The organism is Kribbella antibiotica (genome assembly GCF_004349055.1).
In the GTDB taxonomy this organism is placed as follows: domain Bacteria; phylum Actinomycetota; class Actinomycetes; order Propionibacteriales; family Kribbellaceae; genus Kribbella; species Kribbella antibiotica.
The window spans coordinates 1-24589 of the sequence record NZ_SMKX01000139.1 but is presented as its reverse complement, the minus strand read 5'-3'; the positions used below and the strand labels follow the sequence as shown (position 1 = coordinate 24589).

The following is a 24589-nucleotide window of genomic DNA, read 5'->3' as shown; positions in this document are numbered from 1 at the left end:
ATGTTCGACCGCCTCACCCCCGACGGCCCCACCTGGCCCGACGGCCACCACCAACACGTAGACACCATTCTCTGGGCCACCGGCTTCCGCGCCGACCTAGCCCACCTCTCCCCCTTACACCTGCGCGAGCCCTCCGGCGGCATCCGCATGCAAGACACCCAAGTAGCGGACGACCCCCACATCCACCTGGTCGGCTACGGCCCCTCCGCCAGCACCATAGGAGCCAACCGAGCCGGCTTCACCGCAGCTCGCGCGCTACGAGACCTGCTGAAGCCCCGCGCGTAAGTCACCCGCCAGGTCAGGTGTTGGCTTGGCACCTGACCTGGCGCGTTTGCGTTAGCTGGTTGGGAGTTTGGCCAGTAGGCGTTGGAGGGTGGTGATTTCGGCGGACTGGTCGGATTGGATCTTGCCGGCCAGGGCTACGGCCTCCGGATACTTGCCGGTGGACTGTTCCGTCTTCGCCATGGCTACGGCGCCTTGGTGGTGCTCGATCATGAGCTGGGTCCACTGGCGGTCGAACTGGGCGCCTTTGGTGTTGCCCAGTTCGGACATGTCGTCTTCAGTCATCATGCCGGGCATTTCGTGGCCGCCATGTCCGCCGTGGCTTGGGGCGGGGACTGGTTTGTCCCAGGTGGTGAGCCAGGTGGCGAGGGTTTTGATCTCGGGATCTTGGGCTGCCTCGATGGCGGTGGCGAGATTCTTCAGCTCGCGGTTGGTCGCGTTGTGACCGGCCATGCCGGCCATCTGCACGGCCTGCTGGTGGTGCGGGATCATCTGCGTCGCAAAGGTGACGTCGGCGTCGTTGAAGTCAGCTGAGGCTGGGGTTTGAGCGCCGCACGCGGTCAGGAGAATCAAGGCAGGGGTGATCCAGAAACGGTGTCGCATGAGTTCGAGTCCTTTGTCGTTGCTGTGGATAGGCCTGGAGCCAGGGCTCGGCCTAGGTCCGCAGGACGCAGAGTTTCGACAGGCTCGGTTGCCGCCACGGCGGTGACGGCTCGGCGACCACCACCGGCACCACGGCCCCGGTCGGCGGAACTGGGTGCGCGGGCGCGAAGGAACGCCGTACCAGCATCACCACAAGCGCCATCAACAACGCCGCGAGAACCGCCAGACACATCTCACCCATCGCGTGCAGATGGCCGTCCTCGGCAGGCTCAAGCATCGGTGCGTCACCGACGACCATCACGTGCGCCGACGGCACATGCTCAGCCATAGCCGAGTTGTGGCTGCCCGTCAGCGCGTGCATGGCGAAAACGCCGGCCAGCAGCAGTACGACGACCAGGAGCCGCGCAGGCCCCCGCCGTACCAGTGCATGCCGTGTCGTCATCCCCACAGCTTATGTCGTCACCCAATCACCCAGTCAGACGTCGGTAACCGACGGCTCCCACGGCCGTTCCTTCGCTTTTGCCAACGTAGCGCGGGGTGTGGGGTTATCTGAGGATGAGGGTCAGCAGGTGTGGACCCAAGGACTGGAGGGTGGATTCGTTGAGGTGGTAGGTGACGAAGCGGCCTTGGCGTTCGGCGGTGACCAGGCCGGCTCGGGTGAGGGCTTTGAGGTGGCGGGTTACTTGGGTGGGGTGGAGGTTCCAGAGGGCGGCGATTTCGCCGGCGGTGCGGGGTTCGCTGGCTACGGCTCGGCAGACTTGGAGGCGGTCAGGGGCTGCCAGGGCTTCGAGGCGGGCGCGCACTTGCTGGGCGGTGGGGACGGCGGGGCCGCGGCCTGTGGCGGGGTAGATGATGGTGAGGGGTTCGCCGGGGATCTCGCCGAGGAACAGGTGCGGGGCGATGTGGTTGCTGGGGACCAGCAGCACGGAGCGGTCGGTCAGGTCGATGCGTTTGTTCTGGACCTTTTGGACGACGACGCTGTCTTCGTCGCGGATGTCGATGGAGCTGTCCAGGGACTGCAGCATGGCCAGTACGCCGTCGCGCACGGCGAGGTCGCGGTCTTGGCGGCCGCGGGCGGCGAGTGCGTCGCGGGACGAGTCCCACACCTCGTGGAACCACGTGGTCCAACAAGCGTCCAGCAGGTCGAGGAAACGTCGTACCGGCTCTGCGGGTGAGTCCAGCAAGGCGCCGACGAGTGATGCGACCGCAGGGCCGCGGCTGCGGGACCAGTGCCGTACGGCGTCCACGTCGACCTCGCGACTGCTCAACGGGCGACCCCGCAGCGGTCGGACGAGCTCCGCGGCCAAAGACTCGGGTGACCGCGCCCGCAGCGCCGCCAGCTCGGCGGACCACGACGGCACCCCGGTCGACGACGAGGTGGCGAAGAAGCGCGCCCGCACCGCACGCACCGTCCACGTCCACTGCAAGAGCTCAGAGCGCAGCGAAGCAGGCAACGGTACGGCGGCCGCCCACTCCACGCGGTTGTGATGCCGGGGCTCGGCCAGCACGTGCAGTGCGCAGCCGAGCTCGATCAGGGGTGAGGCGACGTGCCGGATGCGCTCTGGCGCGAGCTGACCGGCACCTGCGAGGACTGTGGGCACCTACTTCAGCTTGAACTGCAGCTCGGTGTCCCAGTCCGCCATGTTCGGCACCTCACGCGGGTCGGACAGGTAGATCTCCAGCCGCGACACCCACTTGTCGCCGTCCGCATCCCACTCGACACCCTCAGCCTCGCCCCAGGCGAGCAGGTCGCGGGTGGCGTCCATCAGGCCGTCCGGGTGCCCGTGGTGCGACACCGTGGCGTACCGCCCAGCCGGCAGCACCCCAGTGACGATCTCGCCCTCACCAGCATGCAGGTCGTCCACCGGGAAGCCGATCTCCAGCACGAGACCGGCCTCCATGTCGACGACGTCGTACTTGAAGAACGGCGCGTCGTTCGGCGCGATCTCGCGTGCCACGAGCCAGCGGATCACCTCGTGCATCCGGTCAGCGAACGCACTGATCTGGTCCAGCTGCACGGTCCCCCGAAGAGCGACGTACGGCCGCTCGGCCAGCTCAACGATCTCCGGCATCACACAGTCCTTCCACTCGAACGACGCGATCAGCCTCAACCTAACGCGTTATCGGGACCAGGGCGGCTGCACGGTGCTGCCGTCGGCCATGGTGCCGGTGAAGCCGGAGGTGATGACGACCTGGATTTCGGCGTGCCCCTCCCCCAGGTTGGTGATGCCGATGGGTTCACCGGCCGGGACGATCAACGAGTCACCGGCGGTGAGCTTCTCGCCGTCCGGAGTGATCTGGACAGCGCCGCTGAGGACGACGAAGACCTCGTCCGCGTCCAGGGTGTGCGGTGCGTCGACCTGGAAACCAGGGTCGACTCGCAGCCGCCAGGTGCACACACTGGGCGAGCCCAGGCTCGGCGCGGCCTGCACAGTGAATTCGAGTCCAGGTGCCTGTATTTTCGGCGCGTCGGCCGCACGAACGACTGGCATGAGATCCCCTCCGCTATTTAGTCAATCCAGCTTGACCAAGCTGGCTTGACTATCATGACCGGTATGACGGATGTGGGCAAGCTCGATTTCGGAATTCTGCTACTGCTGGCCGAGCAGGAGTTCGTGCGCGGACTGCGCGAGGCGACCGCGGAGCAGGGGTTCAACGACCAGGGCAGGTCGGACGGCTTCGTGCTGCGCACGCTCGGCGACGGGCCGGCAACGATCGGCGGGATGGCGGAGCGGCTGGAGATCACCAAACAGGGCGCGAGCCAACTCGCCGATGACATGGAGCGGCGTGGGTACGTCGAACGCCGCCCGGACCCGTCCGACGCCCGGGTCCGCCTCCTGCACCTGACCGACCGCGGCCAGGCAGCACTGAAGGCGGCCCGGAAGTACCACCAGGCCTACGAACGACGGCTGCGCACCCGCTTCGGCGACCAGTCCGTCGACGGACTACGCGACGTACTGGCCGCCATGGCCGGCGAGGCGGAGGTCATCACGCCCCACTTCAAGGCGCTGATGTTCTAGCTGAAGTACTGCGGGAACAGGTCGTGCGTCGGCCACGTCGTGACACCCTTGGCTGCTGTCCACATGGCTGCGTCGATGTCGCCGTACGGCTTGCCGGACGGGTCGTCGCGCCGGTTGAACAGCACTGCCCAGCTCATGCCGTGGTACGTGCGCACCAGCAGCGTGGACGTGCCCGACATGCTGCCGGTGTGCCAGGTGTTGCGGCCGGTACCACCTGTGGTGACCGGTCGGACATGCCAGCCCAGACCGTAGTACCAGCCACCAGGATCGATACCGGTCTCAGGCTGCGCCCAGACGCGACCGAGCGACGTACTGTTCAGCACTGCTCCCGGTGCGTCGAACATCTTCGCCCAGCGCACCAGGTCGGGCGCACTGGCGATCCAGCCACCGTTGGCGTCCTGGATGCGCATGCTGAACGACCCGTACGGCGCTCTGACCAACGTGCCGGAGTTGTCGAGCACAGTCTTCGCGGCCCACTGCGAGTCGTACGGCATCTCGCCGGTGTGCTTCGCAATGCTCCAGCCGAGCGCCATCCGCTTGATCTGCAACGGAGTCAGCAGCTTCTGCTGCACGTAGGCCTCGTAGCTCAGCCCGGACAGCTTCTCGATCACCCGGCCGGCCAACATGTACCCGAAGTTCGAGTACGCGTACTTCGTCCCCGGTGCGGCATCCAGCTTCTGGTTGGTCATGTACTTGATGACGTCGGCGTGCTTGAGCTCCATCGGTACGCCGAGAGCCTGCGAGATCGTGGCGTCCTTGAAGTTCGGGTCACCGGAGACATCGCGGTCCCAGCCACCCAGGTGCTGCAGCAGCCGCCCCACAGTGATGTCCGACCAGCGCGGGTCGACCGGCACGGTGATTCCGAGGATGTCTGCGACCTTGGACCCGAGCGTCAGCTTGCCGTCCTGCTCGAGGCGCAGGATCGCGGCCGCGGTCAATGACTTGGACAGGCTCGCGATCCGGAACAGCGAGGTCGGCTGCACGGGCACGGTCTCGAGGGCGCTGTAGCCACGGGCCAGGACCAGCCGGCCTTTGTAGGTGACGGCGAGCTGCCCGGCCGTGACTCCCCGCGCCTCCATGAACGTCTTCATCTGGCTGTCGAAACCGGTCAGCGCCGGCACCGTCGTACCCGTCACCTTCCAGAAGGCCGCCTCGGCCGAGGTCGCCGCGCCCGCACCGATCGCGGTGGCAGCTCCGGTGGCGACGGCAAACTTTCCGAGGGTGCGACGAGACAGGTCCACGCGCACCCTCTAGGCCTCGTCCACCACGGTGGCGTACGCGATGACACCGCGACGGATCTGCTCGACCACCTGGCGGGCCGTGTGACGCAAGGCGGTGTTGTCACCCGCGGCATCCGCTACCTGCTCGGTCAGGTCGATCAGCTGCTTGGTCCAGCGCACGAAGTCACCGGCGGCCAGATCCGATTCGTAGAGAACCTCGGCCAGCGACGCACCCGACGACCACCGGAACGCCGGCCAGCAGAAGCCGAGGTCCATCGAACGCAGGAAGTCGACGCGCATGTCCCGCTCGAGCGCCGACAGCTCGCGCCAGATCGAGCCCATCTTCTCCAGCGCCGGGCGGACGTCGCCCTGCGGCAGCCGGGGTGAGGTCGGCTCGTCCTTCGAGCGCGACTCGTAGACGAGCGCAGCCAGCGCGGCCGCCAACTCGGGCACGGTCAGATCATCGAACACGCCCTGCCGCAGGCATTCCGCCGCGACCAGATCGAGCTCGGTGTAGATCCGCGCCAGCCGGTCGCCGGCGTCGGTGGTCTTGTCGCCCTCCAGGTAGTGCAGCGCGTCGAGCACCTGGCAGACCCGGTCGAACTGGCGGGCGATCGTGTTCGTCCGCTGCTCGATCTTGCGCTGGACATCGCGAGTCTCCCGGTCGAGCCGGAAGTACCGCTCGGCCCAGCGAGCGTGGTCCTCGCGGTCGGAGCAGCCGTGGCACGGGTGCGCGCGCAGCTCCGCCCGCATCTCCTGGACCTCCGGGTCGTCCGCATGGCTGATGACATCGCGGCCACGGGTCCGCGACGGCGGGCCGTCCTCGCCGAGCATGTCGGTGCGAACCCGCAGCACCTGCGCGAGCTCACGCCGCTGCTGCGGGTTGCGCGCGTTGAACTTCTTCGGGATCCGCAGTGTGCTGATCGCCTCGACCGGGGTCGGGAAGTCGATCATCGACAGCTTGCGCACCTGCCGGTCCAGCGTCAGCACGGTCGGTCGCGGCCCCTCCCGCTCCGACCGCATACCGGCGTCGAGCACCAGCGCCCAGCCCGCGCTCCGGCCGGCCGGGATCCGGATGATGTCACCGTTCTTCAGCTTCTCGATCGACTCCTGCGCCTCGACCCGGCGGTCCTGCTTGCGCGCCTTCGAACCCGACGACTCCCGATCCCCGATCCGGCGGCGCAGGGCGGCGTACTCGAGGAAGTCGCCGAGGTGACAGTTGATCGACTCCTTGTATCCCTCAAGGGCCTCGGTGTTGCGCTGCACCTGCCGCGCCAGTCCGACCACGGCCTGGTCGGACTGGAACTGCGCGAACGACAACTCGAGCATGTCGCGAGCCCGCGTCCGCCCGACCTGGCGGACCAGGTTGACGGCCATGTTGTACGACGGGGAGAACGACGAGCGCAGCGGATATGTACGCGTCGACGCGAGCCCGGCCACCGCCCGCGGATCGAACCCGGGCTGCCAGAGCACGACCGCATGCCCCTCGACATCGATCCCGCGCCGACCGGCGCGCCCGGTGAGCTGCGTGTACTCCCCCGGGGTGATGTCGACGTGGGCCTCGCCGTTCCACTTGCCCAACTTCTCCAGTACGACGGTGCGCGCCGGCATGTTGATGCCCAGGGCAAGCGTTTCGGTCGCGAACACGACCTTGATCAGGCCGCGCGCGAACAGTTCCTCGACGACCTCCTTGAACGCGGCCAGCATGCCCGCGTGGTGGGCCGCGATCCCGCGACTGAGCGCCTCGGCGAAGTCGTGATAGCCCAGCACACCAAGGTCTTCGTCCGGCAGGTCGACCATCCGGTCGGCCAGCACCCGCTTGATCTCGTCGCGCTCCGACGGCTTCGTCAGCCGCAGGCCGGACCGCAGGCACTGCAGCATCGCGTCCTCGCAGCCCTTCCGCGAGAAGATGAAGTAGATCGCGGGCAGCAACGCGCCCGCGTCCAGCTCCTCCACCACGTCGGAGCGGAACGGCGTGAAGTTCGACCGGGTCGGCTTGCCCTTCGGCAGGTCACGACGGCGGCGCGGTTTGCGCGAGTCGTCGCGGAAGATGCGGTTGTCGTCGCGGGCTAGCTTGACCAGGTTCGGATTGACCATGTCGCGCAGGTCAGTGGCCGAGCTCTGCGATGCAGCCTTCGCCGGGTTCCCCGAACGACTCGGGCTACCCGCCGACGGCCCGAACTGCGCCTGCGCGCCGGCACCGGCCGTGGGCGCCTCCCCCGCGAAGAGATCGTGCAGCCGCTTGCCCACCATCACATGCTGGAACAGCGGCACCGGCCGCTTCTCCTCCAGCACGACGACCGTGTTCCCGCGGACAGTCGCCAGCCAGTCGCCGAACTCCTCGGCGTTACTGACGGTCGCGGACAGCGAAACCACCGACACCGACTCCGGCAGGTGGATGATCACTTCCTCCCAGACCGCGCCGCGCGCCCGGTCCGCCAGGTAGTGCACCTCATCCATCACCACATACGACAGGCCGAGCAGGGTGCGAGAACCGGCGTACAGCATGTTCCGCAGGACTTCGGTCGTCATGACGACGATCGGGGCCTCGGAGTTGATCGAGTTGTCACCGGTGAGCAGCCCGACCTGGTCAGCGCCGTACCGGCTGACGAGGTCGGCGTACTTCTGGTTGCTCAGGGCCTTGATCGGTGTCGTGTAGAAGCACTTCTGCCCACGCTGGAGCGCCAGGTGCACGGCGAACTCGCCGACCAGCGTCTTGCCGGACCCGGTCGGCGCGGCGACCAGCACCTGGTGACCGTCCTCCAGCGCGGCACAGGCACGCAGCTGGAACTCGTCCAGCGCGAAGTCGTACAGCCCGCGGAACTCCTTGACCGCAGGATGCTCCTGGTCCGAGCGGAAGGTTGCATATTTCTCGGACGGAGTGCTCATAGGCACCACACTATTCGAGCCCACCCCCAAAAACCCACGCACTTACCGGCCACAGACATACCAAGCCGGACCCCACCAGGTGGTGTGGGGCCCGGCTCTGTTCAGAAACCGACGTCAGCCGATGTGGTAGCTGTCGCCGTAGACCTTCCAGTCCAGCGGGGTGTTCAGGTCGAAGTTGCCGTTGCGGAGCCAGACGCGCTGAGCGGTGTCGACGCGGCTGGTGTCGCTGTGGGCCTCTTCCTGCTTCATCGCCCAGACGCGGGCATCCAGGAACGCGTTCAGCCAGGTGGTCTCGTTGCCGCCCTGAGCCGGCGGCTTGGCCTTGGTGAGCGCGCGCTTGCGAATTCCGCCGAAGCTGGTGCCGTCGCTACCGTCACCGTGCATGACGATGGCGTCGTAGTACGCGAACTGGCCGAGGGCGCGGACGCCGTCGGACTTGCCGCGGGAAACCGCCGGGTTGAAGTAGACCCGGTCGCGCTCGTCGTTCTGGCACTGCTGGAAGACGGTGTCCTTGGCGGCCGTCGCCCAGTCCTTGGTGTAGTTCGGGTCGAGCCCTGCGTGCGAGTCGCTGCCGTCCACGTTGCGCAGCGCCGGAAGGTACTTGGCCAGGATGTTCCCGGACTTACGGGTCTTGTAGAGCTCGACCAGCTCCAGCATGTCGTGCGTGCCCGAGCAGAACCCGATGATGCCCGCGGTGTACCCGCGGCCGTCGTCGATGTCCTCGATGTACTTGTACTGCGACTTCCAGTCCAGCGAGGAGTTCTCCGCGCTGCAGACGATCTTCATCGCGATCTCCTTCTTCGCGGGATCGTCGAGGTTGACAGCCTGTACGGCGGCGCCGGCGGCCGGCGCGAACCGGGTGGCCAGCGTGGCGGCGGCCGGAACGGCGGCGAGGCTGAGACCGAGCAGGAGCGCGTTCCTGCGGGTGGGGCGGGCTTCCATGATGTGGTACCTCCGTGGGGGCGTTCCAGAGGAATACAACTGACAGGAAGCTTTACTATCAGACAGGGTGCAGAGTTGAGAATAGTTCGCGAACAAATGTTTTTTCTTCCCGTGATTCCGGGCAGAGCCGGCTGAGGAAGCGACTAAGCCAGAACGGTGAGAGCGCCCGGCTCGATCGTGACATCGACCGGCAACGGCCCCAGCGGCTCGCCGTCGCCGTACGCGGTGATACCGGGTGACTCGATCCGGACCGAGCGGCCGCGGAACGTACGCACCATCGGATGCCCGACGTGCGTCCCTTTGGCCAGCTTCGGGAACATCTGCAGCAGCGTCAGCCGCGACACCGGGTCGATGATCGTGACGTCGAGCAGCCCGTCGGCGATATCCGCCCCGTGCAGGATCTGCAGTCCCCCGCCGTACGTCGGACCTGTGCCGACGGCAACCAGCATGGCCGCGGTCTCGATCACCTGGTCGTCGATCGTGACGACGTACTCGAGTGGTTTGAACGTGCGGAGCTCAGCCAGCGTGGCCACGGTGTAGCGCGCATTGCCCTTGGGCCACGTCATCGCGTTGGCCCGCTTGTTCACCAGTGAGTCGAAGCCACCGCACACGACCGTGGTGATGAACTCCCCATGCGCGACCGCGAGGTCGATCTGGCGAGTATCGCCGGCCACGATCAGGTCGGCCGCCGCGCCGGGATCCCCCAGCGGTACGCCGAGGCCGCGGGCGAAGTCGTTGCCGGTCCCGGCCGGAATCACGCCGAACGGCATCCCCGACTTGGCCAGCACCTGAACCCCGAGATGGATCGTGCCGTCGCCACCGATCAGCGCGACCGCATCCGCACCGGAGGCGATCACCTCGGCGGCGATCCGGCCGACGTCCTCGGCGCAGGTGGTCTCGTAGGTGTCGACGGTCAGCCCGGCCGACTGCAGCCGGGACTGGACCAGCGGAGCGACCCGAGCACCCAGGCCGCGGCCGCTGGTGGGGTTCACCACCAGCGCGATCTTGCGGCTCATCAGGCTTCCAGCAGCTCGTCGTTCTTGCGCCGCCGACGACGGTCGTTCAGTTTGGCGACGATCTCGGCGCCGAAGAACAACAGACACATCGGGATGGCCAGGAACATCAGCGAGAACGGGTCACCGGACGGTGTCGCCACCGCGCCGAAGACGAAGATCGCCAAGATGATGTACGGCCGGAACTTCGCCAGCGCCGCGGCCGGGACGATGCCCAGGATGTTCAGCAGCACCACCACCAGCGGCAGCAGGAACGCGATCCCGAACACCAGCATCGTGCGCAGGACGAAGTCCAGGTACTCCGGCAGCGTGATCAGGTTCTGGGCGAAGCTCGGGGTGAAGCCGATCAGGATCTCGATGCCCTTGGGCAGTGTCCAGTAGGCGACCCAGATACCGGCGGCGAACAGCGGAGTGGCGATCGCCGCGAACAGGTACGCCCACTTCTTCTCGCTGCGGTGCAGCCCGGGCGCGATGAACGCCCACAGCTGGTACAGCCAGACCGGGCTGGACAGGACCAGACCGAACACCAGCGAGATCTTGATCTGGAAGGTGAACGGCGAGGTCACCGAGTTGAAGGTGAGCTCCGGCCGCTTACCGCCGTTCTTGCTGGCGAGGAGGTCGGCGACACCGGCGTCGAAAGGCCGCTTCAGGAAGGCCAGCGCCTGGTCGTAGAAGATGTAGCCGAGGATCGACATCACCACGATCGCGAGCACTGCGATCGCCAGCCGGTTGCGCAGCTCGGTGATGTGCTCGCGCAGGGTCATCCGACCCTCTTCGTCCTTCGGGTGACGCTCCTTCTTGTCTTTGCGTCGCCCGAACCTCACCATCGACAAGGTGTACTACTCGGCTCAGTTGGCCGTGTGGGTGGGCGGCAGGCCGTCACCCGGCGCCTGGCCGTTCGGCTGTGCCTGGGCCTGCGGGGCCGCCTGCTGCACAGGAGTCTGGGCCGGCGGCGTGCTCGCCTCTTCGGTCAGCTCCGCGTCCTTCTTGCGGGGGCCGACCTCTTCTTCCCAGATCTTCTTCGACTTGCCCAGCTGGCGGACCAGGGCGGGCAGTTTGGTCGATCCGAAGAGCAGGACGACGATCGCGAGGACGACCAGCCACTCTGCGCCCGAAGGCATCGAGATGAGCGGGTTCATGTCGGTCTCCCTTTCACAGAACTTCTACTCGTGGCGCACGCCGGAGATTCGAGACGGATACTACGCCCGGACCCGATCTTGCGACATTGCAGCGTCCAGCTTGGACTGAGCGGCGCCGAACTCTCGCAGCAGCGCCTTGGACTTTCCCCACAGCTTCTTCGCGAGCAGAGCGAGGACCAGAAGCCACACCGCCACCACCGCAAGGAACAGCAGGAACCAGAACATGCCCCCGAGCCTAGCCGGTTCCCGGTCACCGCCCACGCTGGGCGGGGCGTCACGTTCTGACAACGGTGTCCGAACGTGATGGTAAAACCAGGTGTCCACCAGGGCGAGGTCAGCGTGAGGGAGCGGAATGCGGCAGATCGGGGTCGAGGAGCGGCGGGGGCGGATCGGGCGCAGGCACCGGCTCGCAGCGTCGAGCAAGGCGGCAGACGCCACTGAGGCCGCTACGGCGGTGGTTGCTCTCCACGCGACCGATCCGGCCACTGTGCATCTGTCGATCGCCGCTCGCGTGCCTGGCAGTGACGTCGCAGCGACAGAGCGTGCCCTGTACGACGATCGGACGCTGATCCGCATGCTCGGGATGCGCCGGACAGTGTTCGTCGTACCGACGGGGTTCGGGCCGGTTGTTCAGGCGGCGTGCGCGGATGACATTGCGGTCAAGCAGCGCAGGTTGCTGGTCAAGCACCTGACCGAGGCTGGAGTGGCCGACGATGCGGAGTCCTGCGGCACGTGGCTGCGGACCGTCGAAGAGTCGACTGCGACTGCGCTGGCGCTACGTGGGTCGGCTACTGCGCAGGAGCTGTCTGCTGATGAGCCCCGGCTGCGGACCAGACTCAACATGGCTGAGGGCAAGGCGTACGCCGCTGCGCCATACGTGACGAGTCGGGTGCTGTTCCAGCTGGCGGTGGAGGGACGGATCGTCCGGGGTCGCCCGCTCGGCACCTGGTTGAGCAGCCAGCACCAGTGGTCTCCTGCGGAGGAGTGGTTGGCAGGCGGTCTGGGCGACAAGCTGATGGCCGAGGAGGCACGCATAACGCTCGCCCGGGCCTGGCTGACGTCATTCGGGCCCGGGACGGCTGCAGACCTGCAGTGGTGGGCCGGGTGGACAGGTGGTCAAACCAAGAAGGCACTGGCTGCGGTCGAGGCGGTGGAGGTCGATCTGGACGGCCAGATTGGCTATGTACTGCCGGGCGACGAGGAGCCGGAGGTGCCTGTCGAGCCCTGGGTGGCCTTTCTGCCGGCACTCGACCCGACGCCGATGGGCTGGAAGGACCGCGGCTGGTATCTCGGCGACCACAAGGCGAAGCTCTTCGACAACACCGGCAACATCGGTCCGACAGTCTGGGCCGACGGACGAATCATCGGCGGCTGGGGCCAGCCGGAGTCCGGTGAGGTGCGCTTCCAGCTACTCGAGGACGTCGGTCGCGAGACGCGGACGCTGGTCGAGGCAGCGGCCGCCAGCTGGACCACTTGGCTCGCCGGAGTCCGGGTGACACCCCGCTTTCGGGTCCCGCTGGAGCGACAGCTCAGCCAGGGCTAAAGCTCGTACGCCGACAGTGCCTCGCGGGCCGTCTCGGCGATCTGACTGCTCAGGTCGGGCGGGTCGAGCACGGTGGCCGCACCGCCGAGGCGGAGAACCAGGCGCTGCAGCCAGGAGATGTCAGCGACCCGCAGCTTGACGATGAGCGAGCCCTCGGGTCCCTCCTCGACCGACTCGTTCGGGTAGTACTCCGCGACCCAGCGAGCCGGCGGTGCGAGCCGGATGGTCGCCAGCAAGTCCCGCTCGGACGGCTGGAACATGCCGTTCGACAGGTCGCGCGGAGTCGCCTCCGGCGGCGGTTCACTCGGCAGGTCGAGCAGCTTGACCGCAGCGATCCGGTCCAGCCGGAAGAGCCGCACGTCCTCCGCCAGCCGGCACCACGCTTCCAGATAGCTGCGCCCGTCGGAGACAACCAGTCGCATCGGGTCCACATCGCGCTCAGTGGTCTCGTCCCGCGACGGTACGTCGTACGTCAGGTGCAGGCGCCTTTTCCCGGCCAGCGCGCGGTTGACCGTCTCAGCGATCTCGGGCCTGGTCGGCTCGACGTGCACATGGGCCGCAGAACCCTCGTGTGCTGCAGCGGCCTCACCAGCCGCCTGCTCCAGCTTGGCGATCGCCCGGTCGACGGCATCGCGGTCCTGACCGGCAGTCACCTCGCGCAGCGTCCGCAGTGCAGTCAGCAGCGCAAGCGCCTCGTCAGCCGCCAGCCGCAGCGGCCGGGCCAGGTAGTCCGCGTTGTTGATGTGGATGACACCTTCGCCCTCGGCGGACTCGATGTCGATCTCGATCAGATCGCCCATCTGCGCCCCGGGCAGGCCGCAGAACCACAGCACCTTCAGGTCCGCGAGGATCTGCTTCGGCCGGACGCCGAACTCCTTGGCGACGTCATCGACGCGGGCACCGTCGTTCTCCTGCAGGTAGGGCACCAGCGCGAGCAGCCGCTGCACCTGGTCACGCGCGTTAGACACCGGCCACCGTCCGGAGTCTCCACAGCACCCCGTCCAGCACGTCACCCGGGCCCTCAACCACAGCATCCGGCCCGTACGACGCAATCTCCTCGGCCAGCACGGACGAGTCGGCGTACGGGACGTGGAGCAGGTCCCAGCCCTCTTCGTACGGCTCGATGGCGTTGGAACGGCGGCGCAGGCTGACACACGAGCCGGTGCGCGCCCGAACCTTCGCCTCGGACGTCGGACGCGGCGGACCGAGCTCCGCGACCAGGGAGCGCAGGTCGGTGCCCTCGGGGACGGTGAACGCCCCCGGGCTGCCGACGGTCTTCACATCGCCGCCGATCCGGGACAGCCGGAACATGCGGGTGGCTTCACGATCCCGGTCGCGACCGACGACGTACCAGCGGCCGTGCCAGGAGACGATGCCCCAGGGCTCCAGCGTCCGCGTCATGGCCTCGGTAGCGCCACTGCGCAGGAACTGGAACCGCACTGCGGTCCGGCTGACCACTGCCGACCAGACGGTGTCGAAGGCAGGCTCCGACGCACCGACATGCGGCTCGATCGCGCTCAGCGCAGACTGGTCGGTCTGGATCCCGGCCGCCTTCAGCTTCAGCACAGCCGAGGTGGTGGCCTCGGAGAGCCCAGCGTGCTGCCAGACGCGCGCGGCGACACCCAGCACGGCGGCTTCGTCCGGCTCGAGGTGCACTTCGGGCAGCTCGAAGACGTCCCGGCGGATCCGGTAGCCGACATCATCGGAGAAGAACTTGTCGATGGTGCCCATCTCGATCGGGATGCCGAGGTCGCGCAGCTCGTCCTTGTCGCGCTCGAACATCTTCTCGAAGGCGTCGTCGGTCTGGCCCGCGTACCCCTCGACGACCTCGCGGATGCGCTCTTTCGTCACGTAGGTGCGCGCAACCAGGAGGCAGATGACCACGTTCAGCAGTCGCTCACTCTTCCGCGCCGACACCAGGCCACCTTACGGCCTTCCGGAGCCAAAGCACGCCTCCCCGCACCGAACAGGTGTTCGGACCGACTATCGTCACCGTGTGATTCGGTGGCGTGATGGTGTGGTGACGCAGGTCGGTCGAAGCTGGACTGGAGCGGTGGAGCTGACCGTGCTGGTCGGTGAGCAGCCGGTGCGCGCGCTGGCCTACCCAGAGCTGGTCGGTACGCCGGTGGCCGGTGACCGCGTGCTGCTAAACGTCAGTGCGCTCGACAAAGGCCTCGGGACCGGCGGCTACGCCCTGGTGGTCGCACTGCCCGACAGGTTGCCGGCAGATCCGCCTGAGGGCGGACATCTGGTGAAGGCTCGCTACACACCACTCCAGACGATGGTGATGGGCGCGGACGACCAGGAGTCACCGGACCACGACGCACTGCGCGACGCCGACGACCTCTTCGATACGCCGGTTGTCGTGGCGGACCTGCACTCCGCACTGCCCGCCGTACTGGCTGGGGTTTATGAGGCGCGGCCGAATACTCGGGTCGTCTACGTGATGACCGACGGTGGCGCGTTGCCGCTCGCGTTCTCGCGGACTGTCGCCGCGCTGCGGGAGGCCAATTGGCTGAGCAGCACGGTGACAGTCGGGCAGGCGTACGGCGGCGACCGGGAGGCTGTCACGGTTCACACCGGTCTGCTGACCGCAGTGAACGTGCTGGCCGCAGAGCTCGTCGTACTGACGCAGGGGCCGGGCAATCTCGGTACTGGGACTCGCTGGGGGTTCAGCGGAGTGCAATCGGGTGAGGCGGTCAACGCGGTCGAGACTCTCGGCGGCCGAGCCGTGGCTTCGCTGCGCATCTCCGAGGCCGACCCGCGACCACGCCACCGCGGGATCTCCCATCACAGCCTCACGGCCTACGGTCGGGTCGCACTGCGGCCGGCCGACGTCGTCGTACCGGATCTGGATGGTGAGTTCGGCGATGCAGTCCGAGACGCCGCGGAACCGCTCAAGGCCCGGCACCGCGTCGTACGGGTCGGTGTCGACGGCCTGTACGACGCCATGGTCGCCGCACCGGTGAAGCTGTCCACCATGGGCCGCTCACTCGACCAGGACCGCGCGTACTTCGAGGCAGCCGCCGCTGCGGGCCGTCACGCGGCCAGGCTGGTAGACGTACCACCACCAGGAGTGTGGTCACAGAACTCCTGAATGCGACGCCGTAGTCAGTGACGCTGGGAGCATGACAGTTCTCGCTCCCTCCCCAGCACCCCTGACTGCGCGGTGGGCCACCACTCTGTGGCTGCTCGCTGTGGCCGCCGGAGTCGCGGAGTCGGTGGTCGGAGTCATCGGCGCACTCCATGACGGTGTCGCCATGCCCGCCATCGCCGCCCAGATCGCCATCCGCACTCTCGTGTACGGCGGCCTCTTCGTCGTCATCGACCGGTACTTCCGGCATGGCACCAACTGGTCCCGCTACCTCTTGGCCGGTCTCCTGGGCACTGTCGGCATGGCGTCTCTGGTCGTCGGCCCGATCATCTGGCTCCTCGACCACGACCTCAGCAGCATCGACTGGTCAGCACAGTTCCTGCTGACCGCCGTACTGCGCAGCTTGCATGTCACCGCAGTAGTCACCGCACTCCTGCTGACCTTCACTCCCGAAACCAACCGCTGGTTCCGGAATACAAAAACCGCCTGACCCACTTGCTGTGGTCAGGCGGTCTTCGGCAGAAACTACTGGCCCGGCTGCGCCTGCTGCTTCGGGGCCGGGAAGGAGTTCAGGATGTCGATCACGGCGAAGGCGTTGACGGCCTTGCCCTTGGCGTCCTTGGTCGCCGGGAGCTCGACCAGAACACGGCTGCCGACCGGTACGCCGGCGAGGCCATCGAGGGCACCGGCCTGGCCGGTGGGGCCGGGGCCGACCTGGAGCTGGTCGGTCGGAGCGCCCGGCGTCGCCGGTGCGGTCTGGCTGGCGGGCTGGCCGTCCCAGGTGCTGGCCTGCTTCTTGCCGGTGTAGTCGTAGACCACGTAGCGGCCGATCAGCTGGCTGCCCTTCTCGACCGGCTTGCCCTTGCCGAGTGCGATCACGATCGGCTTGCCCGGCTTCGCCGGAGCCTTGGTGCCGGCCGGAACGGCGACCTTGGGCTCGGCGTTCAGCTCACCGGTGACCTTGATCTTGGTGTTCGCGGAGGTGGCCGGCTCGGCGTCGAGCTTGGTGTCGTTGGCGGCCGCGCCGACCAGGTCGACGACGAAGATCAGGGTGTCGGTGCCCTGGATGCCGGCCTCGGGGTTGCCCTTCTCCTTGTAGCCCTTGTCGGACGGGATGGAGAGCAGGATGCGGCTGCCGATCTTCTTGCCGACCAGACCCTCGTCCCAGCCGCCGATGACACCGCCGGTGCCGATCGGGAACGACGACGGCGCGCCGCGGTCGTAGGAGTTGTCGAAGACCTTGCCGTCGCGCCAGATCTGGCCGAGGTAGTTCGCGGTGAGCAGCTCGCCCTTCTTCACCTCGGGTCCGTCGCCCTCCTTGAGGACCTCGGTCACCAGAGCCTTGTCGGGCTCACCCTCGCGGTGCGTGATGGTCGGCTTCGCGCCGAACTCCGACGCCACCTTGATCCCACCGGCTCCGAACTCGGATTTCTTCTCGGAACCGCAGGCCACCATCGTGGAACCCAGGGCCACGACTGCGACCAGACTCAGCAACTTGCGCACGAACCAGCACCTCGAAACATCCCGGCGCGGTCTGCGCCATTCGATCGACGGGCAACAACGCGGACCACCCTAGCCTGCACACACAACCGCACCAGCTGCCGCATGCGTCACCATTGGGTCACACCACGTAGAGTCACGCGCTTCAGAAGCCCACTGCGTTGTGCGGAGCGCGGTCCGGTCGCAACACAGCGTCAAGCCGGGACACCGCACCAGGGGTGTGCTCTGCGATCCGACCAGCGTCGCGGAACTCACTGGCCCGGACTCCGCCCAGGTACAGCGATCCCAGCTCATTCACAGTCAGGCTGACATCCGCGCGCTGCCCTGGCGCCGCCGTACAGGCTGCTTCGTTCTTGTCGGTCTCAAGACGCCAGGTGATGCCGTCCACCTCTAGAACGAGCGCATCGGTTGCTGCGTAGGTGCGGGCCTCAAGTGCGCGTTGTACGTCGAGGATGTTCAGCCAGAGGTTGTCCCGCGTCCGAGTGAGCTTGAGGGCCCGCGGATTCGTCAGCATCCAGCGCAGTGGCTCGTCCACTGGCCGCCGTGCCGCCACTACGCGCTTGGTGAGGTCGAAATCGAGTAGTAGTCCCCACAGCGCCCGGTAGGCGTCGTGGTTGAGCGCCTCGAATGCCTCTACCTGCAGCTCGCCCGCATGGTCGGGGTCCGGTGACCACGGGAGCCGGAAGATCGCTGCGCCGTCTGGGGCGCCCATAGCGTCGCGGTGGATCAGGTGGAACGCCGGTCCGGTGCCATCTGCCGGCAGTGCGCCGTCAGCGAGCCCACTCCAACGACCTGGCAGCGGACTGACCTCAGCAACCCGCACTGCCCGCACCTGTTCGTGCAGCATCGGCCACACGTCCGCCGCGACTGCACCGTCCACCAACTCCAGCTGCCCGGGGTCGGTGAACGCAGTCTGGAAGGAGACATCGGTACGCCGGACCTCCCACCGGTGCTGGAATGTCGCGGGAGCGAACCCGTACCGGCCGTAGATCGTCCCCTCACTCGCACTCAGCCCAGCCAGGAACTCACCGCGCTCGCGGCAGTCGTCGAGCATCGCCGCCATCAGCTTCCGCAGCAGTCCACGACGCCGGTACGTCGGAAGCACGCCCGTCGAGGTGACTCCGCCCATCGGGACCTGTCGCCCACCGGGCAGCGTGATCTGCACCGAGACGATCGCGGAACCACCGGCGAGCTTGCCGTCCACGAACGCGGCCTGCGGGCGGAACCAGTCGGCCGGCAACTCAGCGGCGTACCGGTCCAGCTGTTCGGGCGTCGCCTTGCGTTGCGGCGGGTTCACCGCACGACCGGCGTACCAGGCCGAGGGCTCGGGCTCCTCCTGCGGGAGGCCGTTGGCCCAGGGCAGCACCTGCAGGTAGTCCTTGGCCTCGGCGTGAGTAACCGGCCGGATCTCGATCGTCATGATGATTTTCTAGACGGTCAAGATCGGCCGGTCACTTCCTTTAGCCGAGGGCTACATGCTGGCGATGAGCTTCTCGACGCGCTCGTCGTGGGCCTTGAACGGGTCCTTGCACAGCACCGTGCGCTGGGCCTGGTCGTTCAGCTTCAGGTGCACCCAGTCGACGGTGAAGTCGCGGCGGCGCTCCTGGGCCCGCTTGATGAACTCGCCGCGCAGCCGCGCCCGCGTGGTCTGCGGCGGCACCGACTTGGCCTCGAAGACCCGCAGGTCGTCGACGACGCGAGTGACCGCGCCCTTGCGCTCCAGCAGGTAGTAGAGCCCGCGCGGGCGGTGGATGTCGTGGTACGCCAGGTCGAGCTGGGCAACCCGCGGGCTGGCCAGTCCGAGGTTGTTCTGCTGGCGGTAACGCTCGATCAACCGGTACTTGATGACCCAGTCGATCTCGCGCTCGATCCCGGACAGGTCGCCGGACTCGATCGCCTTCAGGCAGCGCTCCCACAGATTCAGCGCCCGCTCCACGGCCGGCGTCCCGAGCTCACGACGGTCGACGAAGTCACGGGCCTTGTTCAGGTACTCGCCCTGGATGTCCAGTGCGCTCGCCTCACGGCCGTTGGCCAGCCGGACCTCGCGCTTGCCGGTCATGTCATGGCTGATCTCACGGATCGCCCGGATCGGGTTGTCCAGCGTCAGGTCGCGCATCACGATGCCGGCCTCGATCATCCGCAGCACCAGATCGGTGCTGGCCACCTTGAGCAGCATCGTGGTCTCGGACATGTTCGAGTCACCGACGATCACGTGCAGCCGGCGGAAGCGCTCGGCATCCGCATGCGGCTCGTCGCGGGTGTTGATGATCGGCCGGGACCGCGTCGTCGCGCTGGAGACGCCCTCCCAGATGTGCTCGGCCCGCTGGCTGACGCTGTACACCGCACCGCGCGGCGTCTGCAGCACCTTGCCGGCGCCACAGATCAGCTGCCGGGTGACCAGGAACGGGATCAGCACATCGGCCAGCTTGGCGAAGTCGCCGTGCCGGCTGACCAGGTAGTTCTCGTGGCAGCCGTAACTGTTACCGGCCGAGTCGGTGTTGTTCTTGAACAGGTAGACGTCACCGAAGATGCCTTCGTCGTGCAGCCGCTTCTGCGCGTCGACGAGCAGTCCTTCGAGGATCCGCTCGCCTGCCTTGTCGTGTGCGATCAGGTCGGTGACCGAATCGCACTCGCCGGTCGCGTACTCCGGGTGGGAGCCCACGTCGAGGTAGAGGCGTGCCCCGTTGCGGAGGAAGACATTGCTGCTCCGCCCCCAGGACACAACCCGCCGAAACAGGTACCGCGCCACCTCGTCGGGGGTCAGTCGGCGCTGACCGCGAAAGGTACACGTGACGCCGTACTCGTTCTCCAGTCCGAAGATTCGCCGGTTCACATCCACCACACTACGTCCCGCCTCCGACAACCGTGCGCTGTCTCAGGCGCGCCGTCGCCGGGCGTTATCCCTTTGTGGTCCCCGGACGTGGTCCAGGAATGCGTGGGCCAGAGCATTCAGGTTGCCGGTGCACCACGTCAGTACGTAGTCGAAAGCAGGTGGCGCTCCACCTTCTTGATCGACTGAGTCACCGCGGCAGGCGTCAGCCGGAGCCGCTCTGCGGTTCGGGCGAAGTGCAGCTCCTCGGCCAGCGCGAGGAACACCTCGATGTCCTGTCGCTCCATGCCGCCATTATTCAGCCCGGCCTAGCAATCGGGCCGATCTTCTCGTTGATCACCACCGTTGGTACGCCGCAGGATCGTCCTGACGGCGCAGCACCAAGGAGGGTCCCATGAACGAGCGACTGGCAGCGGACAGTTCGGCCAACGCCATGATGTGGCCGATGGTGCCGCGGCTCCTCGCCCAGCACCACTACCTCGTACTGGGCACGGTCGGCCCCGCGGGCGATCCCTGGGTCACCCCGGTGTTCTTCGTGGCAGACGGCACGGACAGCGTGCTCTGGGTGTCCGCACCCACCAGCCGCCACTCCCTCAACATCGCGCGTCATCCGGCCGTGGCCATCACTGTCTTCGACACCCAGTCGCCGATCGGCGGAGCCGAAGCCCTCTACCTCGAAGCGACCGCGAGCGTGGTCGACGACACCGCTCGGCCGGCCGCGATCGAGCTCCTCAACTCACATCTGCCGAAGCACCAGCACCTCGATCTCACCGATGCCGGACCGGCAGGCCAACTGCAGGTCTATCGGGCATCGATCCGTCAGCACTACGTACTCATCCGCGGCGGCGATGCCCGCTTCGACAACCCCGTCGATACCAGGCTCGCCGTCGCCAACCCCGACAGCTAAGGGAAACCGATGACCTCCACCGCACTTCCGGACACCGCCCCGCAGACCGCCGCAGGCAAGGTTCTGTGGCACTTCACGATGTCGCTCGACGGGTTCGTCGCCGGCCCGAACCACGCCATGGACTGGATGGGCGGGATCACCAACCGCCGCCCCGACATCACGCAGGAGTACACCAGCACCACCGGCGCCATCCTCGGCGGCCGCGACGGCTTCGAGGCCTTTCCCGACGCCGACTCGACCTACGACGGCACCTGGCAGGCGCCCGTGTTCATCCTCACCCACCATCCCGAAGACGCCCCGCCCACACCCAACACCGTCTTCCTCAACTGTGGCGTGGCCGAAGCGATCCGGATCGGTCTCGAAGCCGCCGACGGGAAGAACCTCGAGATCCTGTCCGCGTCGATCGGCCGGCAGGCCCTCGCGCTCGGCCTGATCGACGACATCGACCTGCACATCGCCCCGGTCCTGCTCGGGGACGGGATCCGCCTGTTCGACAACCCGGGCGGCTCCCCCGTCCGCCTCCAGCTGATCAACGGCGACCACCCGACGGCCGAGATCAACGTCCGCTACCGGCCGCTCACCGGCGATTGATCGACAGCCATTGGGCCGGTCGTCTCGATTTTGCGTAATCGAACAGATGTTCTAATGTAGGCGCATGACCTCGAGCCCAGCCTGCGTACCCGACGAGCACCTGCTTGCCGGGTACGCCGCCACGCCCGGGGCCTGTGATCAACGGCTACCGCCCCCAGCGCCTATGTTTCGCACGCCGTGGACAGAGCCCGGGCCGCCGGATCACCTCATTGAGGTCCCCGACGAGTTCGAGTTCAGCGAAGACGATCTGTACGCCGATGTGTACGCCGATGTGTACGCCGATGTGTACGCCGACCTGTACGACGATCTTCCGCCCACCTCGAAGGTCGACGCGTTGGAGTGGGAGCTGTGGTCCGGCGTCGACCAGGACGAGGCGGAGCTCGAGATGCTGCGCCGCGAGGCACCAGCCTGGGTCTTCCTCCCACCAGGCGGCGAACTCGCAGCCGCCCTGGAGAACGTGCGCCCGCAATGCCTGTCACCGATGGCCCTGATCGAGTTCATCAAGGCAACGGAGCGGTTGGCCGCCTGGGCCGCAGCGGCGAAGGCCTCGGGCATGGCGTCGTTCTACCGCCAACGCAAGGCGCAGGCCGCCGAATTGAGCCGCCCCGAGGTGGTCGACTCCTCTGGCCGTCCGGTCGACCCCGAGCGTTCCTGGGCCGCGGAAATCGGGGCTGCCCTCCATCTCTCGACCAACACCACGGTCCGGCACATGGAGACCGCTCTGCGCCTGACCGGTCCGCTGGCCGCAACGCTGTCCGCGGTGCGTACCGGTTCGCTGCCTTGGGCGAAGGCTCTCGCCATCTCCGAAAGCACCCGCGGTCTGTCCGACAAGGACGCACAGGCGGTCGAGTCCCACGTGCTGCGCCGGGCGTCCTCCCAAACCCACGCCAACCTCCGCAAGTCACTGCGCACGCAGGTCGCCAAGTACGCCGCTGCCTCCGAGGCAGACCGCCACCGCGCAGCAATGCAGGAACGTACTTGCAAGATCGTGCCGCTTGCCGACGGCATGGCCGGCCTCTGGGTCGTGAACTCCGCCGACAAGATCCAGGAGATCTGGGTCTCCGTCCAGGCCATGGCCGACCTCGCCAAGCGAGCCGATCACAAGCAGGCCCGCGACGAGCAGGTAGTCGGCGGGCAGGCAGGCGACGAGCAGGCAGCCCGCCCGCAGGGCGACGACCGGCCGCCCCACACGACGCCGCCTCCTACCGACGACCACGGCCACACTGCACAGTCCGACGTACCGGACACATCTGCATCCGCTGATCAGCCACCGAAGAAGCGCACCGCGGCACAACGCCGCGCAGACGTTGTTGCCGATGTGTTCCGCCAGATCCTGTCCAACGGCCTCGACTGGCTCGGCCGCCGGCTACCGGACCAACACCGGCGCAGGCCACATATCGAGGTCCTGATCCCAGCGAGCACCTTGCTCGGCCTGGACGACGACCCCTGCGAGCTGTCCGGCTACGGCCCGATCCCCGCCGAGCTGGCCCGACAGATCGCCGCCAACGGCACCTGGCGCCGGCTCCTCACCGACCCGATGAACGGAACCGTCCTCGAGGCCTCCACCACCAGACACGACCCGGGCACCCTGGTCAGCGAGACCTTGCTCGCCCGGCATCCCGTCTGCGCCTGGCCCGGATGCAACCGCTCATCCCGCCAGTGCGACCGCGATCACGGCACGCCGTTCGCGAAGTCCGGCAAGACCAAGCTGGCCGGCCTCGCGCCGTTCTGCGAGTACCACCACGTCATCAAGGACACGCCGGAGTGGGGATGGACCACGACCAACCATCCCGACGGATCCGTCACCCTGACGACACCTACCGGGCACCGCTACACCACGGTCCCACCCGCCCGCGGGCCGATCACCCGGCGTACCGGATCTCAACCGCCGGTCGGAGCCGACCCGCCGCCTTTCTGACCAGGCACCCTTCTGACCAGGCGCCCTTCTGACCAGGCGCCGAGACATCAACGGCTCGAGTCAGCCGTGCTCTCAGAGGCCGACGATGTCGAGGAGCTGACCGAGTTCCTTGGAGTCGAGTTCGCGGAGTTCGCCGGTGTGCAGGTTGCCGCGGCGTACCGGACCGATGGCGGTGCGGGTCAGGCGCTTGACCGGGTGGCCGATCGCGTCGAACATGCGGCGGACGATGCGGTTGCGGCCCTCGTGCAAGGTGATCTGGATCAGCGTGCGGCCGCGGATGGCGGACATCTCCTTGACGGTGTCGGCCTGGGCCGGGCCGTCGTCGAGGTGGACGCCGTCGAGCAGGCGACGCAGGGTGCCCGGCTTCACGTTGCCCTCGACCTCGGCGACGTACGTCTTGGAGACCTCGTACGACGGGTGTGCGAGCCGGTGCGCGAACTCACCGTGGTTGGTGAGAAGCAGCAGGCCCTCGGTGTCGGTGTCGAGGCGGCCGATGTGGAAGAGGCGCTCCGGCCGATCGTGCACGTAGTCCGCGATGCACTCGCGGCCTTCGGGGTCGGCCATGGTGGTGACGACGCCGCGCGGCTTGTTCAGCACGAGATAGGCGTGCGCACTGGTCGGCGGAATCCGCACACCGTCCACTCGAATGACCGAAACGGCCGGGTCAACCCGCGTCCCGAACTCCCTCACCACAGCACCGTCGACCTCGACGCGTCCCTGCTCGATCAGAATCTCGGAATTCCGGCGGCTCGCGACCCCAGCCTGGGCCAACGCCTTCTGCAGCCGAATGCCCTCGTCGTCATTCACCTCGCTACTCACCTCGCTCACGCAACTCTCCATCACCATTCGGTCTATCACGATTAGTTACGGCATCCGGGGAGTCGAACTCCTCGGCAGTCTGGTCGTAGGGATACCACCGGCTCGGCGCATCCCCACCATTCGCGCTGTCCCCAGCCTCGGGGGTCGCATTCTCGGCGGTCACACCGGGCTCGTCGTCCTCGGAGCTCACTGCGACAACGTCAGCGGCGGGCTCGTCGGGCTCAGAGGCGGTCTCGACGTCCTCCGGCTCTTCGTCGTCGGGCTGGTCGGGGGTTGCGG

General features: G+C 67.4%; 27 protein-coding genes and 1 pseudogene. 8 read left to right on the top strand and 20 right to left on the bottom strand.

The genetic code is table 11. From position 1 onward, the window contains the following. Positions 1-285 (top strand): annotated as a pseudogene (locus tag E1263_RS33200) (pyridine nucleotide-disulfide oxidoreductase); the annotation flags it as partial. A 51-nt stretch (positions 286-336) separates the two neighbouring features. On the opposite strand, the gene E1263_RS33195 reads toward E1263_RS33200, so the two are convergent. The 5 genes from E1263_RS33195 to E1263_RS33175 form a co-directional block, all read right to left on the bottom strand. Continuing rightward, the gene (locus E1263_RS33195) at positions 337-885 is read right to left on the bottom strand and encodes a DUF305 domain-containing protein (RefSeq protein WP_132174662.1); all 549 of its coding nucleotides are present in this window, start codon (positions 883-885) and stop codon (positions 337-339) included. 52 nt (positions 886-937) lie between these two features. After that, positions 938-1327: a DUF6153 family protein gene (locus tag E1263_RS33190; protein ID WP_132174660.1), complete on the bottom strand. Its 390-nt coding sequence runs from the start codon at positions 1325-1327 to the stop codon at positions 938-940. Between the two features lie 103 nt (positions 1328-1430). Further along, entirely contained in the window at positions 1431-2486 is a 1056-nt protein-coding gene (locus E1263_RS33185; RefSeq protein WP_132174657.1) for an ArsR/SmtB family transcription factor, read from the bottom strand. Further along, positions 2487-2957, bottom strand: a complete 471-nt coding sequence (locus E1263_RS33180; protein WP_132174655.1) for a GyrI-like domain-containing protein — start codon at positions 2955-2957, stop codon at positions 2487-2489. A 48-nt stretch (positions 2958-3005) separates the two neighbouring features. Further along, positions 3006-3377, bottom strand: coding sequence for a cupin domain-containing protein (locus E1263_RS33175; protein ID WP_132174653.1), 372 nt, complete (start codon positions 3375-3377; stop codon positions 3006-3008). 63 nt (positions 3378-3440) lie between these two features. On the opposite strand from E1263_RS33175, the gene E1263_RS33170 reads away from it, so the two are divergent. Next, positions 3441-3905 (top strand): MarR family winged helix-turn-helix transcriptional regulator, encoded by a 465-nt coding sequence (locus E1263_RS33170; protein ID WP_165956830.1) that lies wholly within the window; start codon positions 3441-3443, stop codon positions 3903-3905. On the opposite strand, the gene E1263_RS33165 is transcribed toward E1263_RS33170, so the two are convergent. The 7 genes from E1263_RS33165 to E1263_RS42940 all read right to left on the bottom strand — a co-directional run bounded on the left by E1263_RS33165 (position 3902) and on the right by E1263_RS42940 (position 11333). Next, complete coding sequence (locus E1263_RS33165) at positions 3902-5146, bottom strand: serine hydrolase domain-containing protein (protein ID WP_132174649.1); 1245 nt, start codon at positions 5144-5146, stop codon at positions 3902-3904. The genes E1263_RS33170 and E1263_RS33165 overlap by 4 nt on opposite strands. A 9-nt stretch (positions 5147-5155) precedes the next feature. Next, positions 5156-8014 (bottom strand): DEAD/DEAH box helicase, encoded by a 2859-nt coding sequence (locus E1263_RS33160; RefSeq protein ID WP_132174647.1) that lies wholly within the window; start codon positions 8012-8014, stop codon positions 5156-5158. Positions 8015-8128: 114 nt separating this feature from the next. After that, entirely contained in the window at positions 8129-8956 is an 828-nt protein-coding gene (locus tag E1263_RS33155; protein ID WP_132174645.1) for a chitosanase, read from the bottom strand. A 143-nt stretch (positions 8957-9099) separates the two neighbouring features. Then, a complete protein-coding gene (locus E1263_RS33150; RefSeq protein ID WP_132174643.1) occupies positions 9100-9972 on the bottom strand; it encodes a diacylglycerol/lipid kinase family protein in 873 nt (290 codons plus the stop codon). Continuing rightward, positions 9972-10796: a twin-arginine translocase subunit TatC gene (gene tatC / locus E1263_RS33145; protein ID WP_238161759.1), complete on the bottom strand. Its 825-nt coding sequence runs from the start codon at positions 10794-10796 to the stop codon at positions 9972-9974. Before tatC ends, E1263_RS33150 begins: the two co-directional genes overlap by 1 nt. Before the next feature lie 21 nt (positions 10797-10817). Then, a complete protein-coding gene (locus E1263_RS33140; RefSeq protein ID WP_132174641.1) occupies positions 10818-11108 on the bottom strand; it encodes a twin-arginine translocase TatA/TatE family subunit in 291 nt (96 codons plus the stop codon). 60 nt (positions 11109-11168) lie between these two features. Further along, complete coding sequence (locus E1263_RS42940) at positions 11169-11333, bottom strand: hypothetical protein (protein WP_165956829.1); 165 nt, start codon at positions 11331-11333, stop codon at positions 11169-11171. 127 nt (positions 11334-11460) lie between these two features. Here E1263_RS42940 and E1263_RS33135 point away from each other — a divergent pair, with 127 nt between their 5' ends. After that, positions 11461-12651 (top strand): winged helix DNA-binding domain-containing protein, encoded by a 1191-nt coding sequence (locus tag E1263_RS33135; RefSeq protein ID WP_132174639.1) that lies wholly within the window; start codon positions 11461-11463, stop codon positions 12649-12651. Here E1263_RS33135 and E1263_RS33130 read toward each other — a convergent pair. Together E1263_RS33130 and E1263_RS33125 are read right to left on the bottom strand one after the other, a co-directional pair. Next, a complete protein-coding gene (locus E1263_RS33130; RefSeq protein WP_132174637.1) occupies positions 12648-13619 on the bottom strand; it encodes a helix-turn-helix transcriptional regulator in 972 nt (323 codons plus the stop codon). The two genes, E1263_RS33135 and E1263_RS33130, sit on opposite strands and share 4 nt — an antisense overlap. Continuing rightward, positions 13612-14568: a helix-turn-helix transcriptional regulator gene (locus E1263_RS33125; RefSeq protein WP_132174635.1), complete on the bottom strand. Its 957-nt coding sequence runs from the start codon at positions 14566-14568 to the stop codon at positions 13612-13614. Before E1263_RS33125 ends, E1263_RS33130 begins: the two co-directional genes overlap by 8 nt. A 79-nt stretch (positions 14569-14647) precedes the next feature. On the opposite strand from E1263_RS33125, the gene E1263_RS33120 reads away from it, so the two are divergent. After that, a complete protein-coding gene (locus E1263_RS33120) occupies positions 14648-15748 on the top strand; it encodes a DUF3866 family protein (RefSeq protein ID WP_132174633.1) in 1101 nt (366 codons plus the stop codon). A gap of 31 nt (positions 15749-15779) precedes the next feature. Further along, positions 15780-16235, top strand: a complete 456-nt coding sequence (locus tag E1263_RS33115) for a hypothetical protein (RefSeq protein ID WP_132174631.1) — start codon at positions 15780-15782, stop codon at positions 16233-16235. A 35-nt stretch (positions 16236-16270) separates the two neighbouring features. Here the strand turns inward: E1263_RS33115 and E1263_RS33110 are convergent, their stop codons facing one another. The 4 genes from E1263_RS33110 to E1263_RS33095 all read right to left on the bottom strand — a co-directional run bounded on the left by E1263_RS33110 (position 16271) and on the right by E1263_RS33095 (position 20362). Continuing rightward, positions 16271-17248 (bottom strand): FKBP-type peptidyl-prolyl cis-trans isomerase, encoded by a 978-nt coding sequence (locus tag E1263_RS33110; protein WP_132174629.1) that lies wholly within the window; start codon positions 17246-17248, stop codon positions 16271-16273. Positions 17249-17390: 142 nt separating this feature from the next. Beyond that, positions 17391-18665, bottom strand: coding sequence for a GNAT family N-acetyltransferase (locus E1263_RS33105; protein WP_132174627.1), 1275 nt, complete (start codon positions 18663-18665; stop codon positions 17391-17393). A 51-nt stretch (positions 18666-18716) separates the two neighbouring features. After that, a complete protein-coding gene (pafA, locus tag E1263_RS33100; RefSeq protein WP_132174625.1) occupies positions 18717-20078 on the bottom strand; it encodes a Pup--protein ligase in 1362 nt (453 codons plus the stop codon). A gap of 137 nt (positions 20079-20215) precedes the next feature. After that, entirely contained in the window at positions 20216-20362 is a 147-nt protein-coding gene (locus E1263_RS33095) for a LysR family transcriptional regulator (protein WP_132174623.1), read from the bottom strand. Positions 20363-20469: 107 nt separating this feature from the next. Here E1263_RS33095 and E1263_RS33090 point away from each other — a divergent pair, with 107 nt between their 5' ends. From E1263_RS33090 to E1263_RS33080, 3 genes are all read left to right on the top strand, one after another. Beyond that, positions 20470-20982 carry a pyridoxamine 5'-phosphate oxidase family protein gene (locus E1263_RS33090; protein WP_132174621.1) on the top strand — a complete coding sequence of 171 codons (513 nt, stop codon included), beginning with the start codon at positions 20470-20472 and terminating at the stop codon, positions 20980-20982. A gap of 9 nt (positions 20983-20991) precedes the next feature. After that, positions 20992-21573 (top strand): dihydrofolate reductase family protein, encoded by a 582-nt coding sequence (locus E1263_RS33085; RefSeq protein ID WP_132174619.1) that lies wholly within the window; start codon positions 20992-20994, stop codon positions 21571-21573. 64 nt (positions 21574-21637) lie between these two features. Next, entirely contained in the window at positions 21638-23491 is a 1854-nt protein-coding gene (locus tag E1263_RS33080) for an HNH endonuclease signature motif containing protein (protein ID WP_132174617.1), read from the top strand. Positions 23492-23563: 72 nt separating this feature from the next. On the opposite strand, the gene E1263_RS33075 is transcribed toward E1263_RS33080, so the two are convergent. Then, positions 23564-24331 (bottom strand): pseudouridine synthase, encoded by a 768-nt coding sequence (locus tag E1263_RS33075; protein WP_132174615.1) that lies wholly within the window; start codon positions 24329-24331, stop codon positions 23564-23566. Then, positions 24303-24589 (bottom strand): hypothetical protein (locus E1263_RS43865; RefSeq protein ID WP_238161758.1); only part of this gene is annotated, 287 nt, incomplete at its 5' end. The genes E1263_RS33075 and E1263_RS43865, both read right to left, overlap by 29 nt.

Excerpts from the sequence above, each read along its gene's own strand:
- E1263_RS33195 (WP_132174662.1), bottom strand. The coding sequence starts at position 885 with ATGCGACACCGTTTCTGGATCACCCCTGCCTTGATTCTCCTGACCGCG.
- E1263_RS33190 (WP_132174660.1), bottom strand. The coding sequence starts at position 1,327 with ATGACGACACGGCATGCACTGGTACGGCGGGGGCCTGCGCGGCTCCTG.
- E1263_RS33180 (WP_132174655.1), bottom strand. The coding sequence starts at position 2,957 with ATGCCGGAGATCGTTGAGCTGGCCGAGCGGCCGTACGTCGCTCTTCGG.
- E1263_RS33175 (WP_132174653.1), bottom strand. The coding sequence starts at position 3,377 with ATGCCAGTCGTTCGTGCGGCCGACGCGCCGAAAATACAGGCACCTGGA.
- E1263_RS33170 (WP_165956830.1), top strand. The coding sequence starts at position 3,441 with ATGACGGATGTGGGCAAGCTCGATTTCGGAATTCTGCTACTGCTGGCC.
- E1263_RS33160 (WP_132174647.1), bottom strand. The coding sequence starts at position 8,014 with ATGAGCACTCCGTCCGAGAAATATGCAACCTTCCGCTCGGACCAGGAG.
- E1263_RS33155 (WP_132174645.1), bottom strand. The coding sequence starts at position 8,956 with ATGGAAGCCCGCCCCACCCGCAGGAACGCGCTCCTGCTCGGTCTCAGC.
- E1263_RS33150 (WP_132174643.1), bottom strand. The coding sequence starts at position 9,972 with ATGAGCCGCAAGATCGCGCTGGTGGTGAACCCCACCAGCGGCCGCGGC.
- tatC (WP_238161759.1), bottom strand. The coding sequence starts at position 10,796 with ATGGTGAGGTTCGGGCGACGCAAAGACAAGAAGGAGCGTCACCCGAAG.
- E1263_RS33140 (WP_132174641.1), bottom strand. The coding sequence starts at position 11,108 with ATGAACCCGCTCATCTCGATGCCTTCGGGCGCAGAGTGGCTGGTCGTC.
- E1263_RS42940 (WP_165956829.1), bottom strand. The coding sequence starts at position 11,333 with ATGTTCTGGTTCCTGCTGTTCCTTGCGGTGGTGGCGGTGTGGCTTCTG.
- E1263_RS33135 (WP_132174639.1), top strand. The coding sequence starts at position 11,461 with ATGCGGCAGATCGGGGTCGAGGAGCGGCGGGGGCGGATCGGGCGCAGG.
- E1263_RS33115 (WP_132174631.1), top strand. The coding sequence starts at position 15,780 with ATGACAGTTCTCGCTCCCTCCCCAGCACCCCTGACTGCGCGGTGGGCC.
- E1263_RS33105 (WP_132174627.1), bottom strand. The coding sequence starts at position 18,665 with ATGACGATCGAGATCCGGCCGGTTACTCACGCCGAGGCCAAGGACTAC.
- E1263_RS33095 (WP_132174623.1), bottom strand. The coding sequence starts at position 20,362 with ATGGAGCGACAGGACATCGAGGTGTTCCTCGCGCTGGCCGAGGAGCTG.
- E1263_RS33090 (WP_132174621.1), top strand. The coding sequence starts at position 20,470 with ATGAACGAGCGACTGGCAGCGGACAGTTCGGCCAACGCCATGATGTGG.
- E1263_RS33085 (WP_132174619.1), top strand. The coding sequence starts at position 20,992 with ATGACCTCCACCGCACTTCCGGACACCGCCCCGCAGACCGCCGCAGGC.
- E1263_RS33080 (WP_132174617.1), top strand. The coding sequence starts at position 21,638 with ATGACCTCGAGCCCAGCCTGCGTACCCGACGAGCACCTGCTTGCCGGG.
- E1263_RS33075 (WP_132174615.1), bottom strand. The coding sequence starts at position 24,331 with ATGGAGAGTTGCGTGAGCGAGGTGAGTAGCGAGGTGAATGACGACGAG.